The following is a 25,772-nucleotide window of genomic DNA, read 5'->3' as shown; positions in this document are numbered from 1 at the left end:
CCCTCCCACCCGCTGATCGTCCACCTCGCCGACGCGGAGCAGCTGGGCGATTGGGTGGCGGACGTGCCGGCGACGGCGCGGCTGCTGGCCGAACGCTTCTGGCCGGGGCCGCTGACACTGGTGCTGCGGCGCGGCCGCCGGGTGCCGCTGGAGACGACCGGCGGCCTGGAGACGGTGGCCGTGCGCGTGCCCGCCCATCCTGTCGCGCTCGCGCTGTTGGCCGCCTTCGGCGGCGGCATCGCGGCCCCCTCAGCCAACCGCTTCGGCTCGGTCAGCCCCACCACGGCCGGCCACGTCCGCGCCGAACTCGGCGACGCCGTCGACGTCGTGCTGGACGGCGGCCCGTGCCAGGTCGGCGTCGAGTCAACCATCGTCGACGCCACGGGCGAGACCCTGAGCATCCTGCGGCCCGGCGGAGTGACGCGTGAAGACCTCGAAACGGCACTGGGGCGCCCGCTCGCGGTCCCCGCGACGAGCCACATCCGGGTGCCCGGGCAGCATCCCTCGCACTACGCTCCGCGGGCCCGGGTCGTCCTGGTCGAGCCCGACAAGGTGATCGCCGAAGCGGAACGCGCGCAGGAATCGGGGCACCGGGTGGGCGTCCTGCTTCCTCCCGCCTTCGCCGACGCCGAGGTGAAAGCGCACGCCGTGGTGGCGCTGCCCGCGTCGATGCCCGCCTACGCGCGCGAGCTGTACGCCTTCCTGCGCGAACTCGACCAGCGAGGCTGCGACCTCATCATCGCGTCCCCGCCGGGGGAGCAGGGGCTGGGAGCCGCGATCGCCAACCGGCTGCGCCGGGCCGCAGGACCTCGGCCCGCCGCGTGAGCGGAACCGCCGCCCCTCTGTATGACGATGATCCGCCGGGCAGACGTGGACAGCCCCTGGCCCGTCAGTCGCGCTCCCGGCGCGAGGTGTCCGGCGCCTGTTGCTCGGCCTCCGCGCCACGCTGTCTCGCCTTAAGACCTGCGAGGGTACCGGCGAACAGGTCGACGAGCCATTGCACGGGAACGGTGTTCTGGCTGGGGTGACGCAGATGACGGCCGGGAACGATCACGTAGCGGTTGCGGCGCCCCTCGCGTACCCGCTCCCCATAGCCCTCCTGCACCAGATCGGTGATGATCCCGTGCGCGGCGCGTTCGGTGATGCCAATGGCCGCGGCGATGTCCCGGATCCGGGCGCAGGGATTGTCGGCGAGGATCACCAGCACGCGGGTGTGGTTGGTCAGGAAGGTCCAGGTGGGTTCTCGGGTGCTGCCTGCACGACCTGGATGGCTTCCTCCACCGACGCCTCTGTCTGGAAGGCGGTGCGCAAGCCGGTGAAGGCCGTCCGCGCCGCCACCGCCCGGCGAGGCCACGCCCGGCTGAACCGCCGCACGCACCGCGCACCGGGCCCGTCAAGCAACCTGGTCCTGTCAGCCATCCCGCGCCACCTGGAGCGCATCTTGACCATTCGGTCTACCGCTCCGTCGAACTCGGACTGCCGATGTTCCTCGGCATCCTCGGCGGCACCCCCGAGCACTGGGCGCAGTACGGGCACGCCTACCGCGACGCCTGGACCGAGGTCGGCCACCCCGCCGACCAGGCCGGCATCGCGGTCGCCGTGCCCGGCTTCGTCGCCGACACCACCGCACAGGCGCACGCCCCCTACCTGGAGCACGAGCACCAGATGATGGCCGACGGCCTGGCCGAATTGGGCCGCCCCGCCCCGCCGCGCGCCGACCGCGCCGCGGCCTTCGGCCCCGGCGGCATGGTCTTCGCCGGCAGCCCCGACCAGGTCGCCGACCGCATCCTGCACCTGCACGGCCTGCTTTGCCACACCCCGTCAGATCCTGCAGATGGACGTCGACGGCATGCCGCAGCGCGACTTCCTGCACGCCATCGAACTGCTCGGCACCAAAGTGCTCCCGCAGATCCGCGCCGAGCTCGGCTGACCGCCGTACGGCCCTGGCCCGGTGTCCGACAACGGGCCCGTGGCCCCGCATCCATCCTTGCGAAGGAAGAACGATCCCAGCGCTAAGAGCGTGACTTCTCGGTGAGCCGCCAGCGCAGCATGTGGGCCGAGCTACATGCCTTACGTGCCTGACAGGCCTTCAAGCAGCTGACCAGCTCTTTCGCTTGACTACCCCAGATAACCGTCGAGGCCCGCGCCTGGTACGAGACGATGCACGTCGCCGGTGTCGAGGGCCTCGTCATCAAGCCCACCGGCTCCCGCTACGAGGGCGCGTCGCACTGCTGGCTCAAGCTGAATTCTCGTTGGGGTCAGGGCGCGGTATAGAGAATCCCCGCTGCGTGTTCGCCGGTCATCCGGAGTTGCTGCTGAATCGCTGGTCGGCGACAGGTGTCGCTCATTGCGGGCAAAATGACAAACCTCCGCTGGTTCTCTGCGACTGCGATCATCCGCGGAAGGCCATGTAGGCCCTGAAACGGTCCCGAAACTCAAGATCGGTGAGTGAGGTGTCGGGACGACTGTCAGTTTCCGAAGTCGTCTGCACGGATGTGCGAAGTCCCGTGCACGGCCGCCAGAGCGGGCGTGCAAACCACTCGGTGGTGATGGTTAAACAGCGTCATCTCCGGTAGGTATCCTGCTCCCGGTCCTGCCCGACTTGTCCGAAACCGGAACCGGCGCAGTCTTCGCTCCGAAAGTGGCGCCTCAGACCAAGTGACCGCCCCCGCAGCAGAGGAAGACGCTCCGCTGCCTAAGTGATGGTTTCGGCGGTGGGCGGGGAGCTTCCCTCCGGCCCCGCTCAGTGCACCAGGTGGTGAACGCGGTCATGTCGCTGGCGTAGGCGCACTGGGTCGAGGCGGCCACCGCGTCGGTCAGTACTGCAGCGTCGCCTCGCTCAGCGTGAAGTCGGCGGCGGTGCGGGGCAGCAGCGTGCTCACTCTTGGTTCCAGACGAGTTCAGCGCCGGGCGAGGGCCGCGTGGCGATCGTCTTCCAGATCTGCGTGCCCTGGTAAGGGTCTTGGAGCTGTGCTTCGGCAGCTGACAGCCGTAGCGAGGCGGTCACCATGAACTGGCAGCACCAGGCCACATCCTCCGGGGTGGGCGCGTAGTTCTCCGGCGCCCGGTACTGTCGCCGGCCGTTGATGTAGTCGTCGATGTCCGGCGTGAGCAGGCCGAAGCGATGAGCCGCTGCGAAGTCGACGCCGATCAGCGTGAGCCGGGTGGCCGCCTGCAGGGCCATGACGATCTCGGTCACGCTGGCGATCTGCTGGGACAGTTCGTGATGGCGTCCGCCCGTCCGCCTGCGGTGGTCGTCTTCCGGCGGGTACAGCACCCTCGCGATCTCCCCGTCCCGCAGCGGGCTGGTGATGGTGGGGCCGAGGCGCAGGACCGACTTGAGGGCATTGTCCCGATCGAGCGGCGAGACCTGGAAGAGTTCCTCGAACGCCTCCACGAGGGCGACCATGGCCTTCACCTGTTTGCCGTCAGCGCTTGCGGTCTCCGCCTGGCGTACCAGGTCGCGCACCGGCTGCTGGGGATCACATCGGCCATCGACACGGCGGCGTAGTCCAGCTGGAAGACCAGCGGGGTGCTGGCTTCCAGGAACGTGGTGGTGTCGGTGGCGGCGAGATTGATGGTGGGCTGGTCGGGATGGCCGCCATTGTGCTTGAGTGTGTTACGGATCTTGTTCAGGCGCTTCATGCCTTGCGCGACCGGCAGATCGGTGCCGAGCGCGGGTTTGAGGACCTTCCCAGTAGTTCTCCAGCCCGTTGGGCGGGGCGACATTGAGGTGTTCGGCGGCCAACAGCAGGAAACCCTCGGCCGCGTCGTGCAACATCAGGACGCTGGCGGAGGAGAGCGGCTCGGGCAGGCGGGCCTGGCTTTGGAGGTCTCCACCAGCACCGTTTGTAGGTCAGTGCTGACACCACCCGGACCAGGAGGGCACCCTAGTGTTGGTGGGAGTTGACACCACCCTGGCGGGCGCGCAAGCGGAGCGAGTCCGAGCAGATTGAGCGGAGGTGGGCGCATGTCGGCGACGAAGCTCCTGGTACTCGGTATCGTGCACCTCTCCGGCGGCGCGCATGGCTACCAGGTGCGGTCCGAACTGCAGAGCTGGCGTGCAGAGATTTGGGCCAAGATCAAGCCCGGCTCGATTTATCACGCGCTGAAGAAGGCGGCGGCTGATGGCCTCCTCACCGAACACGCCGAGCCGGGCAACTCCGGGCCGGAGCGCATCCTGTACCGGGCGACGGCACGGGGCCGCGAGGAGATCGTCGAACTTGTCCGTGACGGTCTGCGGCGCACCCATGACCCCACCATGCTTAACGCGTCCATCGCCATGTTGCCTATGCTGACCAGGGCGGATGCCATCGTGCACGTCAACGAGCGGGTCGCGCGCCTGGAAGCGGAGCTCGTGGAGCAGGCCAAATGGCGGGAGAACCCGAGCCCCGACATCCCCGAGCACGTGCGGGACCAGGCTGAGCTGTGGGCGGGCCATGCGCGCACCGAGCTCGAGTGGGCGAAGAGCTTGAGCAAACGGCTGTCTGACGGCGCCTACACCATGGCCGATGATCCGGGTTCGTGGCGAACGGTCCACGATCCCCTCAAGATGCGCTTCTAATCAACCTTGACTAGACGTTCTCCTCGCGTACTCTGGCCAAGTAGTCAAACTTGACTAGCTCAACCAATCCGTTCGCAACACCGAGAGAAGGACTCGAACCCATGGGAAAGCTCGCGATCGAGACGAGAGGGTTGAAGAAGAGCTTCGGCAAGACCCACGCGGTCGCCGGTGTGGATCTGGCCGTGAGCGCCGGTGGCGTGTACGGCGTGCTCGGCCCGAACGGGGCGGGCAAGACCACCACGATCCGCATGCTCGCTACGCTCCTGCGCCCCGACGCCGGAGAGGCGCAAGTGCTCGGCTACGACGTCGTGCGTGATGCGCGTTCGGTACGGACCCGGGTGAGCCTTACCGGGCAGTTCGCGTCGGTCGATGAGGATCTCACCGGGGTGGAGAACCTGTTGCTGCTCGCCAGGCTGCTCGGCTACTCGCGCCCGCGGGGCAGGCGGCGAGCGGCCGACCTGCTCGACGCGTTTGGCCTCGCCAATGCCGCCGACCGGCAGGTGAAGAAGTACTCCGGCGGGATGCGCCGGCGCATCGACATCGCAGCGAGCCTGGTCGTCCCCCCGGAACTGATCTTCCTGGACGAGCCGACCACCGGGCTCGACCCGCGCAGCAGGAACCAGGTCTGGGAGATCGTCAGGGGTTTGGTCGCCGAAGGCACCACCGTGTTGTTGACCACGCAGTACCTCGACGAGGCCGACCAGCTGGCCGACCGCATCGCGGTGATCGACCACGGGAAGGTCATCGCCGAGGGCTCCAGCGGCCAGCTCAAGGCATCGTTCGGCGCCGGCTCGCTGCACGTACGGCTACGTGCGCCCGAGCAGCGGGCCGAGGCCGAGCGGGTCCTCGCCGGCGTCCTCGAGGTGCAGGTCGAGCCGTCCGCCGACCCGGTCGCGCTGTCCGCAAGGATCTCCGACCCCGAGCGGGTCGCCCGCGCCCTGGCCGAGCTGTCCCGCGGCGGCATCGACGTCACCGAGTTCGCGCTCGGTCAGCCGAGCCTGGACGAGGTGTTTCTCGCCCTGACCGGTCACCCGTCCGAGGAGACACCCAAGGAGGATGCCGCATGAATGCCACGTCCGCGGAGCAGGCGTCGCCGCCGGTCACCGAGGACGCGCTGCGCGGTGTGCTCTTGGCCGGTGAGCGCCCGCCCCGACCCGGTCCGGTGAGTACCTCGTTGACATTCGGCTGGCGCGCTTTGCTGAAGATCAAACACGTCCCGGAGCAGCTCGTCGACGTGACCATGTTCCCGATCATGTTCACGTTGATGTTCGCCTACCTGTTCGGTGGCGCGCTCGCCGGGTCGACGCAGGAATACCTGCAGTTCCTATTGCCGGGCATCCTGGTGCAGGCGAACGTCATGATCACCATGAACACTGGTATTACGCTGAACACCGACATTCAGAAAGGCGTTTTCGACAGGTTCAGGTCGCTCCCGGTGTGGCGACCGTCCCCGCTGGTCGGCGCCCTGCTCGGCGATCTGGTGCGCTACTCGATCGGGTCGGCGATCGTCATCATGCTCGGCCTGGTCCTAGGGTTCCGGCCGGAGGGTGGCGCCGTCGGCGTGGTGCTGTCGGTCGCGCTGCTGCTGGTGTTCTCGTTCTGCCTGTCGTGGCTGTGGACGATGCTCAGCCTGATCCTGCGCACGCCGAACTCGGTGGCGGGGGTCAGCATGATGGTGATGTTCCCACTGACGTTCGTGAGCAACATCTTCGTGGACCCGAAGACGATGCCCGGATGGCTTCAGGCGGTCGTCGAGGTCAACCCGATCACCCACCTGGCGACCGTGGTACGCGGCCTGATGGACGGCTCCGTGCCCGCCGGGGAAATCGGCTGGGTGCTCGTCTCGTCCGTACTTCTCGTCGCGGTCTTCGGTCCCATCACCATGGTCCTCTACCGCAAGAAGAAATAGATCCCGCTACCGCGAGCACTTGGTCGACATCAACTCCGACAACCCGGCCCACTCGGCCAACGCCATCACCGGTACCAGGCCCGGACACGACAAGGAGAGCCGAATGAGCACCATCCCCAAGAACAACTCGGAAACCGTTGCGCACACGCCCGGGCGGGCGAGCAGCATCGGGGTCTGGATTCTGCAAGTCGTGCTGGCGGCGATAATCGCCGGCGGCGGAATCTCGAAGCTCGCCGGCGACCCGGTCATGGTGGACATGTTCGCCGACATCGGGGCTGGCCAGTGGCTCCGGTACCTGGTCGGAGCGCTGGAGGTCGCGGGAGGGGTTGGACTTCTGATCCCGGCTCTGGCGGGCCTGGCCAGTCTCGGGTTGGCGGCATTGCTGACCGGTGCTGTCATCACCGATCAGTTCGTGCTCGAGCAGAGCCCTTGGCTGCCGCTCGCCTTTCTCGTCGTGGCGGCCGTGATCGCAAGGGCGCGGTGGTCGCGCACCGAGGCCGTCGTCGGCACGCTGCTCAGGCGCTGAGACAAACCTCTCGAACGGAGATGTGAGATGAACGAGATGGCCTTTCGCGTGACATCAAACGATGGCACCACCATCGCCTACGACCGGAAGGGAAGCGGCCCGGCTGTCGTCCTGGTAGGCGGCGGACTGGACGACGGAGCCGAGAACGCTCCCTTGGTACCTGCTCTCGCCGAGCACTTCACGGTTTACAACTATGCCCGTCGGGGACGCGGCGCGAGCGGCTTCACCGAGCCCTACGCCGTGGAGCGGGAGATCGAAGACCTGGATGCGTTGATCGCGGAGGCTGGTGGCTCGGCGCACGTGTTCGGGGCGTCCTCTGGCGGTGCGTTGGCGCTGGAGGCCGCCGCGGCAGGGTCTGCCATCGACACGATCGCCGTGTGGGAGGTGCCATATGCGGTCGGAGACGACCTGCGCTCGAGATTCGAGGAGTACATCGCGGACACCCGACGCGCCTTCGACGCCGGGCGAGACGAGGAGGTTCTCGAACTGTTCATGCGCGTGACCGGCGCCTCCGACGACAACATCGCGGCCAGGAAAGCGGCAGGCAAGCAGACGGCGCATTGGGCGCATTCGGTCGCCCTCGCGCCCACGCTGGTCCACGACAGCGTCTTCCTCAACCGCTACCAATTGCCGGCCGATCGACTGGCAACGGTCACCCAACCGGTCCTGGTCACCACCGGAGGACCGATCACGGCCCCCTACATGGCAGGCCTGCCCTCGGACTTCTTCGACCGCGCAGCCGACGAGCTTGCAGACCTACTACCCCACGCTCAACGGGAGACCCTCGAGGGGCCGGATCACGTCGTCGACCCACAGACCGTCGGCCCGCTGTTGCTACGGTTCTTCAGCAGCGAACACTGAGGGGCCCGCGAGGTGTTGCGGGAAGACCGATTAGGCACCGCGCAAGCAGATCTTCGTCGCGCCAGGGACACGGGGCGGACAGGTGGTGTCGAGGTTGATGTCGTCGGCGGCATCACAGGCCTGATCCTGGGCGTGCTCGTCACCAACGTCTTCGTCACCACGCAAGGCCGGGCCGTCGTACTGACCTGGGCTTCAGTGGGACTCGACCTGGCCTACTCGCTGCTCATCGGCTCCGTCGTCGGTCGTACCCCGCACTCCGGGCCGACTCAGTACCGCCCACCGAAGCCCTGCGCAGCACATGACCAGGCACCTCGGTAGGGCCAGTGATTCCGGGCTGTGGTCGCATGCGGTCACCGTTCCCGGGCGGTGGCCCGGTGCCGAAAGTCGTGCCCACGGCGTGCTCACGTCAGGAGTGCCACCGATGACGCAGCCGCGTTCCCGGGTCGACCTGTACGCGGCGATCCGACGGGATGCCCGATCTGGGATGTCCAACCGCGCGCTGCAGCGCAAGCACGGCGTCGGCTTCCGAACCGTGACAGCGGCGCTGGAATCTGCATGGCCGAAGGAGAGAAAGCAACCGCCCAAACGCGGCTCACGGCTTGACGCGTACCGAGTGGTGATCGACGACTGGCTGCGCTCGGACCTCGACGCGCCGCGGAAGCAGCGACACACGGCGAAGCGGATCTTCGATCGACTGCTTGACGAACATGACGGGGCCGGGGTGGTGTCGTACTGGATGGTCCGCGAGTACGTCGCCACCCGACGCCGTGAGATTCGCGTCGAGGTCGGACGGGAACCTGCCAACGCGTTCATCCCGCAAGAGCACCTCCCGGGCCGCGAGGCCGAGGTTGACTTCGGCGACGTCGCCATCCGCCTGCGCGGCGAGCTCGTAACCTGCGCGCTGTTCAGCCTTCGGCTCTCCTACTCGGGCAAGGCCGTGCACAGGGTCAGTGCCTCGGCTGGGCAGGAAGCCTTCTTCGAGGGTCACGTCCACGCCTTCAACGTGCTCGGCGGGGTGCCGACCGGGAAGATCCGCTACGACAACCTCAAGGCCGCCGTCGCGAGCGTGATCGGGTTCTCCCGCCAGCGGGTCGAGGCCGACAGGTGGACCGCCGTCCGTTCCCACTACGGCATCGAAGCCTTCTATTGCCAGCCCGGAATCCAAGGTGCGCACGAGAAGGGTGGCGTCGAGGGGCAGATCGGCTGGTTCCGACGCAACCACCTCGTCCCTATCCCCGAGGTCGACTCCCTAGACGAGCTCAACGCTATGGTCGACGCCTGGGACGAAGCCGACGATGCCCGGCGGATCGGGTCCCGCGCCCGCACGGTCGGGGAACACTTCGCCACCGAGCAGCCACTCCTCGCGCCCCTTCCGACCGAGCCGTTCGAGACCGGCCGCTGGTTCACCCCGCGCGTGGACAGGTACGCCCAGGTCACGGTCCGGATGAACAAGTACTCCGTGCCCGCGCGCATGGTCGGCCGTCAAGCCCGGGTGCTCCTGAACGCCAGCGACCTGGTCGTGTTCGACGGCAGGACCGAGATCGCCCGCCACGAACGGCTCATGACCAAGGGCTCGACCCGGGTCGACCTGGACCACTATCTCGAGGTCCTCCTCCGCAAACCGGGCGCGCTACCCGGTGCGACAGCGCTGGAGCAGGCCAGGGCATCCGGGCGGTTCACGCCCGTTCACGACGCCTGGTGGGCCGCGGCCTGCAAGGCCCACGGTGATGCCGACGGCACCCGTGCCCTGATCGAGGTCCTGATGCTGCACCGGCACCTTCCACACGAACACGTCGTCGCCGGGCTTGCTACGGCTCTGCGTGCAGGCGCGCTCACCGCGGACGCGGTCGCGTTGGAAGCGCGCAAGTACAACGACACAGCAGATGGCGGAGCCGACGGCACGACCGCGGGCCAGTCCACCGCCCATACAGGTGACGAGGAAGGCGAAGCCCCTGCCGTGCGATCGCTGACCGAGCGCCGGCTTCGCGCCCACATCCCGGCTGACACTCGGCCGCTGCCGAGCGTGGAGAAGTACGACCAGCTGTTGGCCAGCCGACGTGACACCCCGAACGAAGGAGCCGCACCGTGACCACCAAGCGCCGTGGAATGACCGAGGAAGCAGCCGACGCCGCGATCGACCAAGCGTGCCGGATGCTGAGGATGCCCACCATCCGCAACGCCTTCACCGAGTACGCCGACCGGGCAGGGCGTGAGCAGATGTCTTACCGCGGGTTCCTCGCCGAACTATTGCTTGCCGAGTGCGACGATCGCGCCCGACGCCGGTCCGAACGCCGGATCAAGGCCGCCAAGTTCCCCCGCGAGAAGTCCCTGCGGGCCTTCGACTTCGACGCCAACCCCAACATCGATCCCGCCGTGATCCACACCCTCGCCAAGTGCGAATGGGTCCAGAAGGGACAGCCGCTGTGTCTGATCGGGGACTCCGGCACCGGCAAGTCCCATCTGCTGATCGCACTCGGCACCGAGGCCGCCATGGCCGGCTACCGGGTCAAGTACACCCTGGCGACCCAGCTTGCCAACGAGCTCGTCGAGGTCGCCGACGAGATGACGCTGGCGAAGACCATCGCCCGCTACGGCCGCGTCGACCTGCTGTGCATCGACGAACTCGGCTACATGCAACTCGACCGCCGCGGCGCGGAACTCCTCTTCCAGGTCCTCACCGAGCGTGAGGAGAAGGCCTCGGTCGCGATCGCGTCCAATGAGTCCTTCGGCGGCTGGACCAAGACCTTCACGGACCCCCGGCTATGCGCAGCCATCGTCGACCGACTCACCTTCGGCGGCACCATCCTCGAGACCGGCACCGACTCCTACCGTCTGGCCCAAGCCACAAAGCAGCGGACAACCTGACACCCGTCGGGCGCGGAAGCGGTGTCGACGCAAACCAACATCCGCGGCACCGACACGTGCCCGGCGGTGTCAGAACTCGCCAACAAGCGGTGTCGGACGAAACCTCCGCAGCCACGGGCCTGGTCGACTCCGAGATGGTGGAGGTATCGGATGTAGGCCAGACGGCGCCTGATCTCGTCGGGGGGAAGCGGCACAGGGCGCCCTTCGCTCGCGGTTTTCGCTCCGGAGAAGGGACGTTATCAGGGAGCAAAACCGGGCATCGGTTGGTTGAGCATCGACCCGGTTTGCGCATCGGCGCCAATGCTGCGGCCCGTCGGCGGCCCATCCGGCCCGGTCGTACTGGGGCGGCGGTCACCTACGCGGGCGGACGTGACGGCACCGCGGAGTCGTGGAGCACATCCCCGGGCGTTGGAGCTCTGTGGATCTTGCCGAGGAGATCGTTGTCAGCCTCAGAGAATTCCTGGTGAGCTGCTTCGTGACTGATGTTCTTCAAGGCGGCCTCCAAGGCGAGCTGTACCTCCCAGGCGCTGAGCTGGCTGGCGAACAAGGCAACGGATCGTACGGCGTCGGCGGTCCCGGGGCCACCGTGGGTGATCGCGTTGCGGGTGCGTACCAGCCTGTCGAGCAGATGGGTCCAGCGGGTGTCGAGCGATGCGCGCCACTTGTTGAAGGCGTCGTGGTTGCTCAGGCGGCTGGCCAGGGTGCGCAGGCGACGCCGGGTGTGATGGTGTTCGGGGTAGATGTCCAGCAACTCGGTCAAGGCGGTCCGGGTGGTGCCGGGAACCAGCCCGATCCAGGGGAAATCGTCAGTGCGTCGCGTCGCGGCGGCCACCGTCTGGCGTCGCTCGCGAGCTTGGGGGCTGAGTCCTTCGGATGCGCCGCCTAGGGCGTCGTGCAGGGTATCGCGCAGTTGGCCGTGCACGGAGTGCACGATCCAGGCGGGCTTCAGGAACCTTGTCAGGTGCTGGTGCCACTTCCCCGGCCCGATGCGTGAGGAGGCGGTTTCGATCACCCGGACGTCCGCGATCACGCGTGCCAGCGGCGTCTGTTCCTGGGCGGCCTGCCACCAGCGCAGCAGCTCGACCGCTTCGGCCAAACGGTCATCGTCCATGGAGGGCGAGCCGTCCTTTTGTTTCCAGAACGCCTCCATCCCGCTGAACACCGCCGACCGGCGTTGGTGATCCAAATGCTGTTGCGCGGCATCGGCGCCGAGCCGGAAGTACCGTTCCGAAGAGCTCCCGTGGCCGATGTGGGTGTGTCCCTCAGCCAGCCGCCAGTCGCCGTGCCCGATGCCGGCGTGGAACTTTCCGACGGCAACCAGTGCGTCCACATGGTTGCGGGCGACGGTTACCGGATCGGCGTAAAGGCGTGCGGGGAGGAAGACGCGAACGTTGACGAGTCCTTGCCGGTGGGGCATCTCGGCCAGGACCTTGCCGTCTGTCGTGGTCCAGTTCCTGGCGTATGAGCTGCACTTGGCCGAGGCGGCCTGCGCGTCGTTGGGCACGTACTGGCTGGAGAAGAGGGAGATGTTGCCCAGCTCGGCGAACATGACCGGCATGCTGGCTTTTTCGTAGACCAGCCAGACCACGTGCCAGCTCGATGGGGCGGGAAGCGCGAGAAAGCGCTCGCATATGGCGTTCCGCTCATCGATCGTCAGGCCAGCCGCGGCCAGGGGATCTCCATCCTGCTGTCCGGCCTCGACCGTAAGGACGTCGCCGAGGGTGGACTTCATGGCGGTTACAGCCCAGCTGCCATCGGCCAGGACGCCCTGGAGGATGGCGATGAAGTCGCTGCCGAACTCGAGGGAGTGACCGGCCCGGCGTGCGAGCTCGAGAAATACGTCCCGGACGGGCGCAATGGCTTCGGCCGACGTCTGCTTTTTGTCGATCTTGGACCATAGATCCCGCCACGCCGCCTGTAGCACCTCGTGATTGTCCAGCTTGCCGAGCAGCGTGCGCAGTGCGGATTTAGCCGGTTCCTGGTCGCCCGACCAGCCGCCAGCGCGCAACGACGTGAGCACACGCTGGACATGCGCCAGCTCTGCGCTCAGGACATCCTTCGCCTTCGTGCCCAGGCCCTGCTTGGCCGCGTGATCGTAGTCCTGCATCGCCGAGTCGAACGCCATGGGATGGAAATCCTTATCGAAGGCACGGGGGTCGGCCAGCCACGCCATGAGCTCCTCCGCGGCCGCGGGGAAGCTCGGCACGGCTAGGTCCGACCAGCGCCGCAGGGGGTCCAGCAGAGCCCTACTCACCTCGCTGGCGGTGGTGGCCGCCACCTCCTCGTCCCATCCGGGCATGTGTTTCCCTCCCAAGTAGCGCAGACCCTACCCACCGTGACAGAACGGGGCGATTCCTCGCGATCCCTTTAGTGATCTCGCGCGTCAGAGTGTTCACATTGTTCGAGGTGTGATCGAGAAACGAGCTCGCTATTTCATAGGTGGTCGCCTATGAAACGGCGCCCGTTCTCACCCACACGGAAGTTGACATCGGTCGGCCCGGGATGACTTGCCATGCACGGGCCGACCCTGACGACACCGGCTCAGGCCGGGGCGGGCAGCTGGATCGAGGCGAGTTTGGCCGGGTCACAACGATATGGATGCCAGTGATCCGTCCGTCGGCGACGGTGAAAGCGATGACCGACAGCGGCGTTCCGTCCGAGCGCCAGGACATGTGCCCGGGGACGCCGTTGACCAGCACGGGCCGTTGGCGGGTGACCTCACCGGAGAACATCCGGGCACCGGCGGCCACCTCGGTGGCGCCGAGGGTGATGATCACACCGGCGGGGGTGTCGACGGTCAGCTTCACGTTCGGGTCGAGGACCCGCAGAAGCGCCTCGAAGTCGCCACCGACGGCGGCAGCACGGAATGCCTGGACGACCTCTTGGTGCTCGCGGCCGGGGCCCGCCGGCCGGTCCGTGGCTTGGATCTTGCGGCGGGCGTGGCTGGCGATCATCTTGGTTGCGTCGGCGGATTTGCCCAGGATGTGGCCGATTTCCTGGAACGGGACCGCGAACATGTCGTGCAGGACGAACGCCAGCCGCTCGCTCGGGTTGAGCGAGTCCAGCACGACGAGCAGGGCGAAGCCGACCGAATCGGCCAGCGCCACCTGCTCGTCCGGCGTGGGCTCGTCGGCGGCCGTCACCACGAGGTCGGTGAACTCGTGCCCGTAGCCGGTCTCAGGGTGAGTCTGGCGGGATCTCAGGAGGTCCAGGCTGATCCGGCCGACCACGGTGGTCAGCCACCCCGCCAGGTTGCCGATGGTCGCCTCGTCATGGCGGACCAGGCGCATCCAGGCTTCCTGGACCACGTCCTCGGCGTCGGCGTGCGACCCCAGCACGCGGTAGGCCAGGGCCCGCAGCCGATCGCGCTGGGCTTCGAACGCCTCGGTCACGAGGTCGGAGGGGTGGGTGGTCACGACTGGCGCGGCTTTCGCGACTGACGCAGCGAGACCCGGTTGCCGTCCGGGTCCACCGCCTCGATCCGGACCCCGAACGGATAGTCCACGGGTTCCCCCTCTTCAAAGGTGACGCCGCGCTCGCGCATGATCTCGAAGTCCTTGCCCAGATCGTCGGATTCGAGGATCAGTGGACCGGGCGCGACGGGCTGGCCTGTGGCGCCCGTGCCGCCCGGCTGGCCTGCGGCCGCCGCATGCGACCACAGCAGGATCTGCACCGGGCTGTCGGGAACACCGACGGTGAGGAACCGCCCGTCGGGCCCCGCGTAGTCGGCCCGCTTCTCCAGGCCGAGCCCCTCGGTGTAGAACTCCAGCGCACGGTCCTGATGAGTGACGTAAACCGTCACGTACATGATGTTGTTCAGCATCCATGTCCTCACTTCACTCGTTGTGCGACGACCGTTCGTATTCGGTCGTCGCCCCTATGACGAGTGTCGACGGGAGAAGGTAACAAGACCGGTGCGCCGCATGGGTCACCGGGGCGCATGCCGGTGTTGCTCGATCTGCCCGCCCCTTGCACAGGACTTCGGACATCCGTGCAGAGACCTTCTAAAAGTGACAAGCTCCTCATACTCAATGCCCGCCAGCCAAGTTTTCGGGACGGGTTTCGGGACGATCATTCCTGCGGAGACGCGGCCACCCTGTCGCCCCTAAGGCGGCGTCCCATAAACGACCGTTTTCGGGACGGCTCTATTCACCGTACAAAGAAGCGCGGATCTCTGCCTCCGAGTGTTGCCCTCCGTCAGTGTTACGTTCTGCCTTGATCACTGCCTGGACGTCCTGCTCTGAAACCGGGACCCCCATGCGTCGGAGTTCCGCGAAAAGGCGTTCAGGCCCCCAACTAGGGCGCTCTCGGGCGAGGGCAGCGATCCTCTTGAGGACTTGCTTTGAGGGTCTTGCTTCGCCGGTAGGCGAGCCAACCCGGGCTTGCTTGGAGGCCTCGGCCGACCCCGTGCCGGCGGTCCGGCGTGCCTCAGTTATGAGCTGGGCAGCCTGACGTTCGGCTTCGGCATAGAGGCTGGCGGCCTCCTCCTTTGCATTACGGCGCGCCTCAGTCAAAATCTGAGCAGCCTGGGTGAGGGCATCATCCCTGTGTGCGCTGGCATTACGCTCCGCTTGGTCACGGATCCGAGTGGCCTCGGCCTGCGCCTTGTATCGGATACGGGTGGCCTCGCGCTGTGCCGCCGCGACGATCTCCAGCGCGTCGGACTCCCGCACGAAGTCCGGCTCCCGTTGGGGCTGGTTGCAGAGAACGCCTGCCTCTTGGGTGTTACCCAGGACTGACTGTTCCTCTGACAGTGCAGGGTTCCCGAAAAGCTGCTGAACCCGTTCCTCTACCGTCTGATCTGGGATCCGGTTGACGTCCTCGTCGATCTTGTCAATGAAATCCAGGTAGTCGGTTACCGGGTCGTGAGGCGTCGCCTGAAGCGGCTGCTGCGGGGTCTCGGGGGTGTGGCCGTGGTTCACAGGGAGCCCTCCTCCCTAGTCCAGGACGCCGCATAGGTGGACGGCGCCTGTATACAGCGCTCCTGGTCGATGATCTCTTTGAGACGGTCTCGGGCGAACTGCAGGTTCTTGCGAATGGTGGGAGCCTTCTTGTCGAGGTACGTGGCTATCTCTGATCCGGTCATCCCTTCCAAGTAGTAGGCCATGATCTCGCGCTGGGCAGGTGGCAGCCGGTCGAGCATCTGCTCGACCCACTCCTGGTCTTCCCACAACGTCAACTGGGCGTCCCAATCGCCCTCTGCTGACGGCTTCTGGGTGCTGAGCAGTCGTTCGGCTTCTTTCCTGTCCGTGTTGCGGCGCTTGTAGAAATTGCTTACCACCGCCCGGCAGGAGTATCGCTTAGGGTCGTCGATCTTGGGCCAGCGCCGCCATAGGTCGAGCATTGTCATCCCAACGGCATCGTCGGCCTCTTCCTGTGTGGCCCCAGCCATCATCACCACCTTCATCAACAGTCGGTAGTAGTGCTTTGTTAGGTCTGTTGATGGCTGTTGCGGCGTAACGGTTTCAGCCTTCGATGGCAGGTGGGACATGCGCCGGTCCAGGTCGCGAGTAGCAGTTGTAACTCGCGGATGACCTTGTAGAGGGTCAGGCCGGCGCAGCCGCTTGTGGGTCGAGTCGCAGCATGGTGATGAACAGGTGTGCGGCGGTGACGAGGGTCACGTGGCGGTGCCAGCCGGTCCAAGACCGGCCCTCGAAGTGGTCCAGCCCCAGGCCGGTCTTCAGTTCGCGGTAGTCGTGCTCGATCCGCCAGCGGATCTTGCCCAGGCGGATCAGATCGGCTCGGTCGGTGTCGGCGGGCAGGCTGGACAGCCAGTACTTGACCGGCTCGCTCTCGTCGTCGGGCCACTGCGCGATCAGCCACCGCTCAGGCAGAGTGCCGTCGCTGTCGCGGGCGATGCGGTGTCCGGCCGGACGCACGCGCAGGAAGACGAACTGCGAGCTCATCTCACCCTTGGAGCCTTCGCGCCAGGTGAGTGTGACCGCTGAGTCGCGGCCGGCGGCCCGGACGTGTTCGGCCAAGCTGACGGCGGTGTCCGGGTAGCGCAGGCCGGTGCGGGTTGGAGGTCGGCCTCGGCCGGACCAGACCCGCGGCACCGGAACCACGTGCGCTGCGTGTGCGAGGGCGTCGCCTTTGACCTGCACGATGTAGCCGATCCCGCGCTCGTCCAGGGCGCCGCGGAACTGACTGCTGTCGCCGTAGCCGGCATCGGCTACCACCACCGGCGGGCACAGCCCCTGCTCGATCAACGCCTCGAGCATCTCCACCGCCATCATCCACTTCGGACGATGCCGCTCCGCGCCCGGAATCCCGCAACGGTCGCGTCGCGCGGCCACGTCCGAGCGCGTGGCGGCATCGCTCGCTTCGTCATCCCACGACGTCGGCACGAACAGCCGCCAATCGAGTGGACTTGAGGCGGTGTCGGTGACCGCATGGACACTCACCCCGATCTGGCAGTTCGCCACCTTTCCCAGGGTCCCGGAGTACTGTCGCGCCACACACGGTGACCTCGTGCCGTCCTTCGGGAAACCGGTGTCGTCGACGACCCAGGCCGCCGGCTCCACGAGGTCGATTGCCCGTCGGGCCAGCCTGGAACGCACCGTGCGGGTGTCCCACGTCGACGTGGTCACGAACTGCTGCAACCCCTGGTGGTCCACCCCGAGCCGTTCCGCCATCGGCTGCATCGACTTACGCCGCCCGTCCAGCAGCAACCCACGCAGGTACGTCACCCCCTTGGCCCGCTGATCCGAGCGGGCCATGGGCGCAAACATCTCCGCGGCGAACGCCTCGAGGCGTTGCCGCACAACCGAAAGCTCATGAGGGGTCACCGCAGCATGAAACTACCCACACCGTCACAGCGGCACCACGACACGCCGACCTAACAAAGCACTAGTAGTGGTCGCGAAAGAACTGCGCGACCTGATCTCGACAGCTGGGATCCACCTCCGGCGGGGGCGCAACCCGAGCGGTGTTCTTGCTCAGTTGGACCACCTACCAACCTCCGTGTGTGAGCCCACGCTCCTGGAGATGAGGTCCCACCACCAGGACTGAGCGTGAGGAGTCGAAAGCAAGATTTCCTCGCGATAGGCACGTCAACTCTTCAGCATGATCATCAGCACGACGAGCAGCGTCACCACACAGGCGATCACGGTGATGAGCACAGAGGACGTGGTGACAAAGACTCCGCCCACGGCGACGATGACGCCGTTGATGAGGGTCAGCAGACTACCCGTGGACCACGGGTCGGAGGTCGACCTTGAGTCAGGAGAGGAACTGGTTGGGGTCGCGCTCTCCAGCCGCGGGGCGTCAGGTTCCGACGGTGGGGCATCGTCGGGTTCCGACTGTGTGTCGTCGTGCAGATCCATGGGTGGTGTCCTTCGAACAGTCGTGAGAAACATGCTTGTCGCCGATGTAGGTCCCTCCGAGCTCGAAAACGTGAAAACCGCAGCTTGCCACCCACACAGCGAGGCCGCCCTGGCCGTCGACAACGCCCCCAGCACCGCGAAGGCCCGCCCGGCCGGCAGAGCTCGAGCGCCCTTCCAGCCATTGGGCACCGAACAGCTCCGGCCTGGACATAAAGGCAAAAGCGGTCACGCTCTGTCGCGGCTTGCACGCGTTTGGGAAGCGGCGCGCTCGCGTGCGGGAGAACATCGAGGGACACCTGCCCCCAACCGGATGACCTCACAAGGTCACGCGATCGGCCACACCCGCAGCGCCTGATCGTCGTCGGGATCGAACTCGACCCGGTAGCCGGCCGCGCGTAGCGCCTCCTCATATCGCCCCAGCTCCTGCGCCGAGATGTCGGCGTCTTCGGCGCAGGCAATGGCGAAGGGCGCCACCGTTATCTGGGGTTCGCAAGCGAAGTAGCTGGTCAGCCACTTAAAGGCCTGTCAGCCACGTAAGGCAAGTAGGTCCTCGTGGTCCTGGTCGACCGGCGCGGCGTCCGCGGCGGGGATGGGCGGTCGAGCATGCGAACGAAGAGTCGTGTTGGGGCTGCGCGTACACCGGTTGGTGTACGCGCAGGTGTCTGCGAATGGACGACGCCGGGGACCAGGGGCCGCTCATAACGTCTGGGCCATGAAGAAAACAGTTCTTGCCGGTGTCGGCATCGGCGTCGCGGCATTCACGATCTCGGACGTGGTCAACAGGGAGATGAGCCCGGTCGGCGAGACGATCAGCAGGTTCGTCAACACGAGTGCCGGTTGGCTGGTGCCGTTAGGGCTGGTCGCCATCGCGCTCGCCGCAGCGGCACTGACGGTGGCGGTGGCTCGTACCCGCACCAGTCGCGCGGGGACCTGGCTGCTGGGAATCTGGTCGCTGGGGGTGCTGCTGGCCGCGATCTTCCCCGCTGACCCGCCGGGGCAGTGGGACAACCCATCGGTTCCGGAAAGCGTCCACGGCTTCTCCGCTTGGGCGGCCTTCGCCGCCTTCACTGCCGCCGCCGTGGTGCTGACCAGGGCGTGGCCGCGAGATGGCCTGCTCACTGGCACCACGGTGGCCTTGGTGTCTGGAATGATCCTGTTTGTGGTCACCCTCGTCGATGTCATGGTCTCCCGGTCTCTGCCCCCCGTGGTGGGATTGACCGAGCGCATCGCCATCGCCGCCAGCCTCGGCTGGATGGCTCTGGCCGCCGTCCGCCTGCCCCGCGTCAGCCGATGATCTCCGCCCTGCTGCCCGTGGTGTTGCCGGCAGTGCTCACGGCCGTCGCCGTCCTGACGGGGCCGGCCGCGGTCGGCGCCCCGATCGGCTGGCCGGTGGTCACGATGGCGCTCCTGCTCGGCGGGTTGCTGGTGGTGCGGCGGCGATGGCCGGTCGGTGTCTTGCTGACGTCGGCGCTTGTACTGGTTGCCTTCCAGGGGGCCGGGTTGTTCGAGGGCGGCTGGGTGTGGCCGCTGACGGCGGCCGCCTACACTGTGGCTGCGGCGGGCCGGACCCGCTGGGCCGCCGGTGTGGGGCTGTTCCTGCTGCTGTACGCGGTGGCCTGGGACTGGGCCGTCGCGGGTGGCTCCCCTGCCCGCGCTCTGGCCTCAGGTGGAGCCGAGGTGCTGTGGCTGGCACTGGTGCTGGCGATCGGCAATGCCCGCCACCTTCAAGCGCGCTGGCGGGCGCAACTGGAGCAGGCGCGCGAGGCGGACGCCCGCCGCCGCCTTGCCGAACAACGACTGGAGATCTCCCGCGAGCTCCACGACATCATCGCCCACACCCTTGCCGTGGTCGGCGTCCACCTCAACGTGGCCGCCGACGCGCTGGATGAATCTCCCGAAGAGACGCGCGCGGCCCTGCGCACCGCGATGGACGTGCGCGGCAAGGCCATGGCGGACCTGCGCTCGCTCATCGGCGTGCTGCGGATCGACGGTGACGCCGCCCCTCAGCCGGATTTGAGCGGCATCGCCGCCCTCGTCACCGCCGCCCAAGCGGCCGGCCTGAGCGTGGAGTTGCGCGAGGAGGGCGATGCCGCGACGGTCACCGGGCCCCAGGCCGTTGCGGCTCACAGGCTCGTCCAGGAGGCGCTGACCAACACCATCAAGCACGGCAATGCCACCTGCGTATCGGTACGGCTGCGCTATGCCGGCGACGCGGTGACGGTCGAGGTGGTCGACGACGGCCGCGGCGCGACGGCCCTGGCCGAGGGACATGGATTAACCGGCATGCGCGAACGTGTCACCACCCTGGGTGGCACGCTGAGCATCGACGGGAGCGGGGGCTTCGCCGTGCGAGCGAGCATCCCCATGGCAACATGACGATCAAGGTGCTGCTCGCCGACGACCAGGCCCTCGTCAGGGCGGGTTTCCGCAGCTTGTTCAGCCGCTCCAAGGATCTGACCGTGGTCGGCGAGGCCGCCACGGGCGACGAAGCCGTATGGCAAGCCCGCACCGCCGAGCCCGACGTGATCCTCATGGACATCCGCATGCCCGGGATGGACGGTATCGAGGCCACGCGCCGGGTCCTCACCGAACGTCCGGCGACCAAGGTCATCATCCTCACCACGTTCGACACCGACGAACACGTCTTCGCCGCGCTGCGCGCCGGCGCCAGCGGTTTCCTCACCAAGGAGGTCGCGCCCCCCGAGCTGCGCCATGCCGTTGCCGTGGTGGCCGCGGGCGAGGCGCTGCTGTCCCCGAGCGTCACGCGGCGGGTCGTCCAGCAATTCGCTCACCGGCCTGCCCCGCTGAACGGCGACGGGCTCACCGTGCTCACCGGTCGCGAACGCGAGGTCGTCCGCCTGGTGGCCGAAGGGCTGTCCAACGATCAGATCGCTTCCAGACTTGTGATCAGCCCGCTGACCGCTAAGACACACATCACCCGGGCCCTGATGAAACTGAACGTCCGCGACCGGGTGCAACTGGTGATCCTCGCCTACGAGACCGGTCTGGTGCAGCCGGGCTCTTGACCGCGGCCCGGCCCACCACGCTCCCACGCGCGGGGCCGGAGTGCCGCGGGGGCATGAGGCCGTGTCAACAAGAGCCCAGCTCGTCCCCACTCAACGCCAGCGTCTAGGGGGCGATCAGTGGCCCAGCTGGCTCCACATCCCGCGCGCTGGCGATCGGCGCCGTGCTGGTCGGCTAGCCAGCTAGGCGATGCAGGCAGGAGCCAGCGCCCTCGGCCAGGGGTGTCGGGCGGGCCTGGCCTTGCCTGCAGCTCGGCGGGCGAGGCGGCCCAGCACGGTCCGGGATCCATCGCGCCTCCGCCCATGCCAGCCCGATCAGCAGCGGGTCCGCATCGCCCAAGTAGACACCGGTCGGCCGCCGCCATCGCCCCGGCAGCACGGCGTCACCGTCCGGGAGTTGGCCCAGGCGATGGGCATCTGCCCGGCAGCGACCCGGCGTCGCCCTCCACCACGAACCCGGGTCCGGGGTCGCTGAACTCCACCAACCCGGCACCGTGCAGGATGATCCAACACCGTGATCGAACCGAGACGTCAGCCGGAGGTTCTTTCGTTACCGCAGGTCAGACGCTACTTCGTTGGAAATTTCTTCATTGCTACTGGGACCCCCAGATACTCGGTGGCCAGGTTGAAAAGCAGCGTCGGCGAGTCGTGCTCCATGGCCCGGTCCAGCAGGAACTGTTCCAGCTCCTTCATCGCCGGGCTCCCGGCCGGGGCGCTCTTCCAGCCCAGATAACCACCCACCAGCCGCAGATGATCGCTGCGGGTCTGCTCCCGCTGACCGTACTCGGCCAGAACGTCCGGATCGATTCCCAGCCGCTCGGCCAGCCGGGCCACCGCCACCGGCGGCGCTGCGCTCACCTCATCCGGCACGAACCCCAACCAGGGCAAGGTGGCGAGCTGGACGGCAAGGCCTAATCAGTCAGCCGGGCCCCGCCCGCGGCCGGGGTCGATGAAGGCGACATCGGCAGGCGTCAGGGTGAACTACCGGATCAGATCGTCGCGCCCGATGTCGGGGTAGGACCGCAACCGCTCCAGCTGGTCTTCGGAGAACATCCGGGTCGACATCGACCACCCCCACACCGCCACCGGTCAGGACCGTACGAACCGTAGCGGAAGTGATCAACAAACGGAACAGGCCCGCGTCAGTGCAGGTCAGGCAAATCCGTTGGAAATTTCCCCGGGACTACAGCGAGGCCTACGACAGGAACGTGACGGACATCGCCCGCAACGCCCTCAACACCCTGCGCCAGGCCGCCTACGGCCGCGGCTAGGTCCTTCACCCCTCGCGGATCGACCTGGCCTCGGCGTGGACGCCGGCAGGTGGTGCCGCCGTGACCACCACCCGCCGTTCGAGGCCCCCCGCGAGCGCATGTCTCCGGCTATCCGGCTGCGTGCCATAGCAGGAGCCCGAGCCAGACCCAGCCGACGACGATCGTCGCGCGCTGCATGAGCCCGGCACGCGGATGGTCGCTCTCCCACGCCTGCCCGAAGGCGATGAAGCCGGCGATTCCCCCGGCGGCCGTCAGGGCCGAGTACCACTTCCACCCGGCCTCGGGAAGGACGAATGCCGCGACGATTGCCGCGGTGGGCAGCGAGCCGAACACGACCGCCCCGGCGAAGTCATGCAGCTTGTGCCGTACCGACACCTTCGCCGGCGTCTCGTCAGGAGTTCCCGGCGGATAGCCCCGCATAGCGTCCATCGGGAAAACGCCCGACGCGACCAGGAAGAGCCCAAACACGCCGATCGTGACCGCGAGCACCACGCTGTCCAGTGCGCTGACGACGGCGACCGCGCTTGCCGTGATCACGAGTCCGCACACAACGAAGTTCGCTGCCTGGAGCAACCCCCGCGGCCCGAGCGCCAACGCGCTGACCGGATGCCGAACCGGCCGATACCCCGGCCGAGTCCAGCCATCGATCAGGAAGATCACAATGAACAGCCACGAACTCAGCGCCCCTGTCCACAACAAGATCGTCATCGCGCCACTTCCGTGCATGGCGACCACGGCGACGATGCCGGCATCCGGCCTGGAGATACTGTCCAGCCGTGATTAGGATCCATATGGAGTAATTCTGATTTCTTCCGCACCGGCGCGCGCAGTCAGCGGTTTTGCCTGGGGTGGGACGTGGGGTGCTGAGCTGCTGGGCCAGGACGGTGCCTGGCAGGGGTCGTTCAGGCAGCTGGTGCGCCGTTCAGGATCTCGACCCGGCCTGTGCCGAGGGAGTAGTACGCGCTGACCACTGCCAGGGTTCCCTGGGCCACGAGCGGCGCGAGGTCCCGATTGCCGCGCAGGGCGTTCGCGGTCATCTTCACGTGGGCTCTGGCCATCGCCTCGGCGGGGTCGCCGCTGCTCTGCCCCATGGTCCGTTCGTATGCCGGATGCAGCGCCTTCATGATCGCCTGGAGGTTGCCCGGCAGCGGCTTGCCTTCCCGCAGGGCTCTGTAGGCGGCGGAGATCGCGCCGCACCGCTGGTGGCCGAGCACGACGATCAGCGGAGTCCCGCTGGTCATTGGCCCGTACTCGACGGAGCCGGTGATCACGGGGCCGACAGCCACCCCGCCGCTGCGCATGACGAACAGTTCGCCCAGGCCGGTGTCGAAGACGAGCTCTGGCGGCACCCGGGAATCGATGCAGGACAGCACTGCCGCGTAGGGCTGCTGGCCGGCGGTCAGCATCTCCCGGCGTGTGGGATCGCGGTCGGGATGCTGGAGTGTGTTGGCCACCCAGCGTCTGTTGCCATCCATCAGCCGTTGGTAGGCGGCCAACGGCGTGCTGGGATTCGGCCCTGTGCGGGATGTGGGCGCCGCCGTGTGAATCAGCGTCCCAGCCGATGAGCAGCCGACAAGGCAAGTCGTCGCCAGGGACGCGGCTGCCGCGAGGAGCGTTCGCCGCCCTGGACCATCGTCCAAGGTCGTCTCGTCGGATGGACCGCGGGGGGAGGCGGGCGGTCTGGTCACGATGGTTACGGTACGCGGTCGCTGCGTCACCCGTCCGGCAATCACGCCAGTTCAACGTCCATGGGGCCGCCGTTCTTCACGCACTCGTTCGGATCGGCTTCACCCAAAAGTATGACTCGTAAGTAAAGTTGAACTTGTTGGCTGGCGGTCAGCGCCGCCGTCTGCGCGGTCGCCTGCTCGTGGCCGTGACGCAGCTCGTGGTAGACGGCGTGGAGTTCAGCAGCTGCGCATCGGGCAGTCGCTCGCCGGGGGTTCGATCGGCCAACTCAGCCGCGGTCATGTCCTCGTAGGCGATTTGGCCGTAGGCGTGCTCGGCGAGCCGGCAGAGCAGTTCGGCCTTGGCGCGATCGCTTGGTGGCCGGCCTTCAGGGGCGGGGTCTGGGAGGTGTCCACGAGACGACGGTGACCCTGGCACCGGGGCTGTCATGAGTCGTTGCGGGTGCGTTCCGCATCAACCCGGGCCAGCCAGGCACGGTCGGCGGCGATCGTCTCCTGCAGCATGCCGCCGTCGGCGGCCTGTTGGCGCTCGCCGGGTAGCAGACGGCGGTCTAAATCTACGGTGTAAAGCCGGGCGTATTGCACAACCCGCCCGAACCACACCGCCGCACGACCTTCTCCCTCCGCACGGGGGCGCCTCCATGGCATCGAGGGCCGGAATTCTGCCTGCGTGTCCGGTACCAGCGGTACGTGGAGCGGCATAATCGGGCAACGACGAGGGGAGCTGTGCGATGCCCAGCCCTTTACTTCGTAGATCTGGTCTCGTTCGGGATACAAAATCAGGCCGCTCCAAACACCCGCCGACGCCAGCGCCCCAGCTCGGCCGTCAACAGCATCGCGTCGTCGTGCACGAACATCAGCCGGAGCCCGAGCTCGGCCACCCGGCCGGACGACCTGGCTACGGGACGACCAAGCTGCAGAGATCGCCGCCTACCTCCGCTCGGCCGCAGAAACGCACCCATGGCCGGAGCAGCTGCCTGCCGGATGGGCGAGCGGCTGGCACGGCGATCTGGAAGCCGGCGGCCCGGCCTGAGATGCGTGTACCGGGTGACAGCAGTGTTAGTACCGACACCCTGTCTCTCAGCTGGCCAGCCGGGCGCGCTCCGCGCGGGCCCGAACCACCGCCCTCGCCCACGACACATCGCCCAGGGCACGCGTCTGCAGTACCACCGGTGGCGGCGGCACAACGTCGGCCGGTTCGGTCGCCCACTTCACCGCGGCCGCGGCCTCGTCGGCACGCGACCACCGCGCCCGCCCGCCAGCGTCTGCGCCCCGCACGGCGTTGACGGCGGCCCGCGCCGCCGCCAACGCCTCGCTGCGCGCCTGCGCCGCCTGGGCGCGGGCGGCGGCCAACCGATCCTGCATCGCCTGGTAGCCCGTCCCGTCGTCCAACGCCAGGTTCCGGCGGCGGCGCATCGCTCGCAGCACCCGCCCGACCCGGTAGCGGACCACGCCAGCCAGGTCACGCGCCGACGCCATCTGATCCGTGAGCAGTTCGACGGCCTCGCCGGGCGGCATGTACCGCAGCAGCAGCACCACGAGATGCTCCACCGACCGGGCGGCCGCCTCACCGAGCGTCTCCTGCCCGGCCGGTACCCGTCCGGCGCGCTGCATCCGCCACCACGGCGCGCAGTCGGCCAGCACCTGGCGGGCTTGGGCCCACTCGTCGTAGCTAAGGTTTTCCCCCAAAACGGACACGTGAGCGGGCCCGTCCGACCGTTTCGGCGGTGCAGGGGCTGGGGG

Annotated in this window: 27 protein-coding genes and 2 pseudogenes; 13 read left to right on the top strand and 16 right to left on the bottom strand. The window is 67.5% G+C overall.

All coding sequences use genetic code 11. The features are described from left to right. On the top strand, window positions 1-825 hold an 825-nt coding region (locus C1J01_RS25850), incomplete at its 5' end, for an L-threonylcarbamoyladenylate synthase (RefSeq protein ID WP_111181566.1). Window positions 826-889: 64 nt separating this feature from the next. On the opposite strand, the gene C1J01_RS25845 is transcribed toward C1J01_RS25850, so the two are convergent. Next, window positions 890-1,207, bottom strand: coding sequence for a helix-turn-helix domain-containing protein (locus C1J01_RS25845; protein WP_181448965.1), 318 nt, complete (start codon window positions 1,205-1,207; stop codon window positions 890-892). A gap of 47 nt (window positions 1,208-1,254) precedes the next feature. On the opposite strand from C1J01_RS25845, the pseudogene C1J01_RS53805 reads away from it, so the two are divergent. Next, window positions 1,255-1,749 (top strand): annotated as a pseudogene (locus C1J01_RS53805) (hypothetical protein); the annotation flags it as partial. A gap of 1,129 nt (window positions 1,750-2,878) precedes the next feature. Here the strand turns inward: C1J01_RS53805 and C1J01_RS25835 are convergent. Further along, the gene (locus C1J01_RS25835; protein WP_146615721.1) at window positions 2,879-3,409 is read right to left on the bottom strand and encodes a hypothetical protein; all 531 of its coding nucleotides are present in this window, start codon (window positions 3,407-3,409) and stop codon (window positions 2,879-2,881) included. 5 nt (window positions 3,410-3,414) lie between these two features. Continuing rightward, entirely contained in the window at window positions 3,415-3,645 is a 231-nt protein-coding gene (locus tag C1J01_RS25830; protein ID WP_111181564.1) for a hypothetical protein, read from the bottom strand. 325 nt (window positions 3,646-3,970) lie between these two features. Here C1J01_RS25830 and C1J01_RS25825 point away from each other — a divergent pair, with 325 nt between their 5' ends. The 7 genes from C1J01_RS25825 (at window position 3,971) to istB (ending at window position 10,725) form a co-directional block, all read left to right on the top strand. Further along, entirely contained in the window at window positions 3,971-4,564 is a 594-nt protein-coding gene (locus C1J01_RS25825) for a PadR family transcriptional regulator (RefSeq protein ID WP_111181563.1), read from the top strand. Window positions 4,565-4,665: 101 nt separating this feature from the next. Beyond that, window positions 4,666-5,631 (top strand): ATP-binding cassette domain-containing protein, encoded by a 966-nt coding sequence (locus C1J01_RS25820; RefSeq protein WP_111181562.1) that lies wholly within the window; start codon window positions 4,666-4,668, stop codon window positions 5,629-5,631. A gap of 56 nt (window positions 5,632-5,687) precedes the next feature. Further along, on the top strand, window positions 5,688-6,473 hold the full coding sequence (locus C1J01_RS25815) for an ABC transporter permease (protein ID WP_226900755.1): 786 nt from the start codon (window positions 5,688-5,690) through the stop codon (window positions 6,471-6,473). A 19-nt stretch (window positions 6,474-6,492) separates the two neighbouring features. Next, window positions 6,493-6,999, top strand: a complete 507-nt coding sequence (locus C1J01_RS25810) for a DoxX family protein (RefSeq protein ID WP_220040092.1) — start codon at window positions 6,493-6,495, stop codon at window positions 6,997-6,999. A gap of 27 nt (window positions 7,000-7,026) precedes the next feature. Then, entirely contained in the window at window positions 7,027-7,860 is an 834-nt protein-coding gene (locus C1J01_RS25805; RefSeq protein WP_111181560.1) for an alpha/beta fold hydrolase, read from the top strand. A gap of 421 nt (window positions 7,861-8,281) precedes the next feature. After that, window positions 8,282-9,949 (top strand): IS21 family transposase, encoded by a 1,668-nt coding sequence (gene istA, locus C1J01_RS25800; RefSeq protein ID WP_111181559.1) that lies wholly within the window; start codon window positions 8,282-8,284, stop codon window positions 9,947-9,949. Continuing rightward, the gene (gene istB, locus C1J01_RS25795; protein ID WP_111181558.1) at window positions 9,946-10,725 is read left to right on the top strand and encodes an IS21-like element helper ATPase IstB; all 780 of its coding nucleotides are present in this window, start codon (window positions 9,946-9,948) and stop codon (window positions 10,723-10,725) included. The genes istA and istB overlap by 4 nt, the downstream gene beginning before the upstream one ends. Window positions 10,726-11,080: 355 nt before the next feature. Here istB and C1J01_RS25790 read toward each other — a convergent pair whose 3' ends face one another. From C1J01_RS25790 to C1J01_RS50110, 8 genes are all read right to left on the bottom strand, one after another. After that, window positions 11,081-13,024 (bottom strand): hypothetical protein, encoded by a 1,944-nt coding sequence (locus C1J01_RS25790; protein WP_111181557.1) that lies wholly within the window; start codon window positions 13,022-13,024, stop codon window positions 11,081-11,083. A gap of 148 nt (window positions 13,025-13,172) precedes the next feature. Next, on the bottom strand, window positions 13,173-14,141 hold the full coding sequence (locus C1J01_RS25785; protein ID WP_235854665.1) for a sigma-70 family RNA polymerase sigma factor: 969 nt from the start codon (window positions 14,139-14,141) through the stop codon (window positions 13,173-13,175). Next, the gene (locus tag C1J01_RS25780) at window positions 14,138-14,548 is read right to left on the bottom strand and encodes a VOC family protein (protein ID WP_111181556.1); all 411 of its coding nucleotides are present in this window, start codon (window positions 14,546-14,548) and stop codon (window positions 14,138-14,140) included. Before C1J01_RS25780 ends, C1J01_RS25785 begins: the two co-directional genes overlap by 4 nt. Window positions 14,549-14,870: 322 nt before the next feature. Then, window positions 14,871-15,647 (bottom strand): SPFH domain-containing protein, encoded by a 777-nt coding sequence (locus C1J01_RS25775; RefSeq protein WP_111181555.1) that lies wholly within the window; start codon window positions 15,645-15,647, stop codon window positions 14,871-14,873. Beyond that, on the bottom strand, window positions 15,644-16,216 hold the full coding sequence (locus tag C1J01_RS25770; protein WP_111181554.1) for an RNA polymerase sigma factor: 573 nt from the start codon (window positions 16,214-16,216) through the stop codon (window positions 15,644-15,646). The genes C1J01_RS25775 and C1J01_RS25770 overlap by 4 nt, the downstream gene beginning before the upstream one ends. Before the next feature lie 55 nt (window positions 16,217-16,271). After that, window positions 16,272-17,513 carry an IS701 family transposase gene (locus C1J01_RS25760; RefSeq protein WP_111181552.1) on the bottom strand — a complete coding sequence of 414 codons (1,242 nt, stop codon included), beginning with the start codon at window positions 17,511-17,513 and terminating at the stop codon, window positions 16,272-16,274. A 264-nt stretch (window positions 17,514-17,777) separates the two neighbouring features. Next, window positions 17,778-18,050: a hypothetical protein gene (locus tag C1J01_RS25755; protein ID WP_111181551.1), complete on the bottom strand. Its 273-nt coding sequence runs from the start codon at window positions 18,048-18,050 to the stop codon at window positions 17,778-17,780. A gap of 324 nt (window positions 18,051-18,374) precedes the next feature. After that, window positions 18,375-18,524, bottom strand: coding sequence for a hypothetical protein (locus tag C1J01_RS50110; protein ID WP_181448964.1), 150 nt, complete (start codon window positions 18,522-18,524; stop codon window positions 18,375-18,377). A gap of 238 nt (window positions 18,525-18,762) precedes the next feature. On the opposite strand from C1J01_RS50110, the gene C1J01_RS25750 reads away from it, so the two are divergent. From C1J01_RS25750 to C1J01_RS25740, 3 genes are read left to right on the top strand one after another with little or no spacing between them, the layout of a single operon-like run. Next, a complete protein-coding gene (locus tag C1J01_RS25750) occupies window positions 18,763-19,344 on the top strand; it encodes a DUF998 domain-containing protein (RefSeq protein WP_181448963.1) in 582 nt (193 codons plus the stop codon). Next, window positions 19,341-20,426: a sensor histidine kinase gene (locus C1J01_RS25745; protein WP_111181549.1), complete on the top strand. Its 1,086-nt coding sequence runs from the start codon at window positions 19,341-19,343 to the stop codon at window positions 20,424-20,426. The genes C1J01_RS25750 and C1J01_RS25745 overlap by 4 nt, the downstream gene beginning before the upstream one ends. Beyond that, window positions 20,423-21,076 carry a response regulator transcription factor gene (locus tag C1J01_RS25740; protein WP_111181548.1) on the top strand — a complete coding sequence of 218 codons (654 nt, stop codon included), beginning with the start codon at window positions 20,423-20,425 and terminating at the stop codon, window positions 21,074-21,076. The genes C1J01_RS25745 and C1J01_RS25740 overlap by 4 nt, the downstream gene beginning before the upstream one ends. A 564-nt stretch (window positions 21,077-21,640) precedes the next feature. Here C1J01_RS25740 and C1J01_RS25735 read toward each other — a convergent pair. Further along, window positions 21,641-21,976: pseudogene (locus tag C1J01_RS25735) on the bottom strand (DUF4158 domain-containing protein); the annotation flags it as partial. A 242-nt stretch (window positions 21,977-22,218) separates the two neighbouring features. On the opposite strand from C1J01_RS25735, the gene C1J01_RS53180 reads away from it, so the two are divergent. Then, the gene (locus tag C1J01_RS53180; protein WP_268958746.1) at window positions 22,219-22,344 is read left to right on the top strand and encodes a hypothetical protein; all 126 of its coding nucleotides are present in this window, start codon (window positions 22,219-22,221) and stop codon (window positions 22,342-22,344) included. Between the two features lie 108 nt (window positions 22,345-22,452). Here C1J01_RS53180 and C1J01_RS25730 read toward each other — a convergent pair whose 3' ends face one another. The 4 genes from C1J01_RS25730 to C1J01_RS25720 all read right to left on the bottom strand — a co-directional run bounded on the left by C1J01_RS25730 (window position 22,453) and on the right by C1J01_RS25720 (window position 25,718). Beyond that, the gene (locus tag C1J01_RS25730) at window positions 22,453-23,052 is read right to left on the bottom strand and encodes a DUF998 domain-containing protein (RefSeq protein WP_111181568.1); all 600 of its coding nucleotides are present in this window, start codon (window positions 23,050-23,052) and stop codon (window positions 22,453-22,455) included. Window positions 23,053-23,246: 194 nt separating this feature from the next. Further along, a complete protein-coding gene (locus tag C1J01_RS25725) occupies window positions 23,247-23,819 on the bottom strand; it encodes a carbonic anhydrase (protein ID WP_111181567.1) in 573 nt (190 codons plus the stop codon). Window positions 23,820-24,455: 636 nt separating this feature from the next. After that, window positions 24,456-24,632 (bottom strand): hypothetical protein, encoded by a 177-nt coding sequence (locus tag C1J01_RS50105; protein ID WP_181448961.1) that lies wholly within the window; start codon window positions 24,630-24,632, stop codon window positions 24,456-24,458. Between the two features lie 477 nt (window positions 24,633-25,109). Next, entirely contained in the window at window positions 25,110-25,718 is a 609-nt protein-coding gene (locus C1J01_RS25720) for a hypothetical protein (RefSeq protein WP_146615720.1), read from the bottom strand. Between the last annotated feature and the right edge of the window lie 54 nt (window positions 25,719-25,772).

The organism is Nonomuraea aridisoli, from assembly GCF_003236395.1.
In the GTDB taxonomy this organism is placed as follows: domain Bacteria; phylum Actinomycetota; class Actinomycetes; order Streptosporangiales; family Streptosporangiaceae; genus Nonomuraea; species Nonomuraea aridisoli.
Note: the sequence above shows the minus strand (reverse complement) of the source record. Positions and strands in the feature narration are given on the sequence as shown.

Excerpts from the sequence above, each read along its gene's own strand:
- C1J01_RS25830 (WP_111181564.1), bottom strand. The coding sequence starts at position 3,645 with ATGAAGCGCCTGAACAAGATCCGTAACACACTCAAGCACAATGGCGGC.
- C1J01_RS25790 (WP_111181557.1), bottom strand. The coding sequence starts at position 13,024 with ATGCCCGGATGGGACGAGGAGGTGGCGGCCACCACCGCCAGCGAGGTG.
- C1J01_RS25745 (WP_111181549.1), top strand. The coding sequence starts at position 19,341 with ATGATCTCCGCCCTGCTGCCCGTGGTGTTGCCGGCAGTGCTCACGGCC.
- C1J01_RS25725 (WP_111181567.1), bottom strand. The coding sequence starts at position 23,819 with ATGGATGGCAACAGACGCTGGGTGGCCAACACACTCCAGCATCCCGAC.
- istA (WP_111181559.1), top strand. The coding sequence starts at position 8,282 with ATGACGCAGCCGCGTTCCCGGGTCGACCTGTACGCGGCGATCCGACGG.
- C1J01_RS25820 (WP_111181562.1), top strand. The coding sequence starts at position 4,666 with ATGGGAAAGCTCGCGATCGAGACGAGAGGGTTGAAGAAGAGCTTCGGC.
- C1J01_RS25770 (WP_111181554.1), bottom strand. The coding sequence starts at position 16,216 with ATGTCCCACCTGCCATCGAAGGCTGAAACCGTTACGCCGCAACAGCCA.
- C1J01_RS25835 (WP_146615721.1), bottom strand. The coding sequence starts at position 3,409 with ATGGTCGCCCTCGTGGAGGCGTTCGAGGAACTCTTCCAGGTCTCGCCG.
- C1J01_RS25805 (WP_111181560.1), top strand. The coding sequence starts at position 7,027 with ATGAACGAGATGGCCTTTCGCGTGACATCAAACGATGGCACCACCATC.
- C1J01_RS25750 (WP_181448963.1), top strand. The coding sequence starts at position 18,763 with ATGAAGAAAACAGTTCTTGCCGGTGTCGGCATCGGCGTCGCGGCATTC.
- C1J01_RS25780 (WP_111181556.1), bottom strand. The coding sequence starts at position 14,548 with ATGCTGAACAACATCATGTACGTGACGGTTTACGTCACTCATCAGGAC.
- C1J01_RS25730 (WP_111181568.1), bottom strand. The coding sequence starts at position 23,052 with ATGACGATCTTGTTGTGGACAGGGGCGCTGAGTTCGTGGCTGTTCATT.
- C1J01_RS25740 (WP_111181548.1), top strand. The coding sequence starts at position 20,423 with ATGACGATCAAGGTGCTGCTCGCCGACGACCAGGCCCTCGTCAGGGCG.
- C1J01_RS25825 (WP_111181563.1), top strand. The coding sequence starts at position 3,971 with ATGTCGGCGACGAAGCTCCTGGTACTCGGTATCGTGCACCTCTCCGGC.
- C1J01_RS25755 (WP_111181551.1), bottom strand. The coding sequence starts at position 18,050 with ATGGATCTGCACGACGACACACAGTCGGAACCCGACGATGCCCCACCG.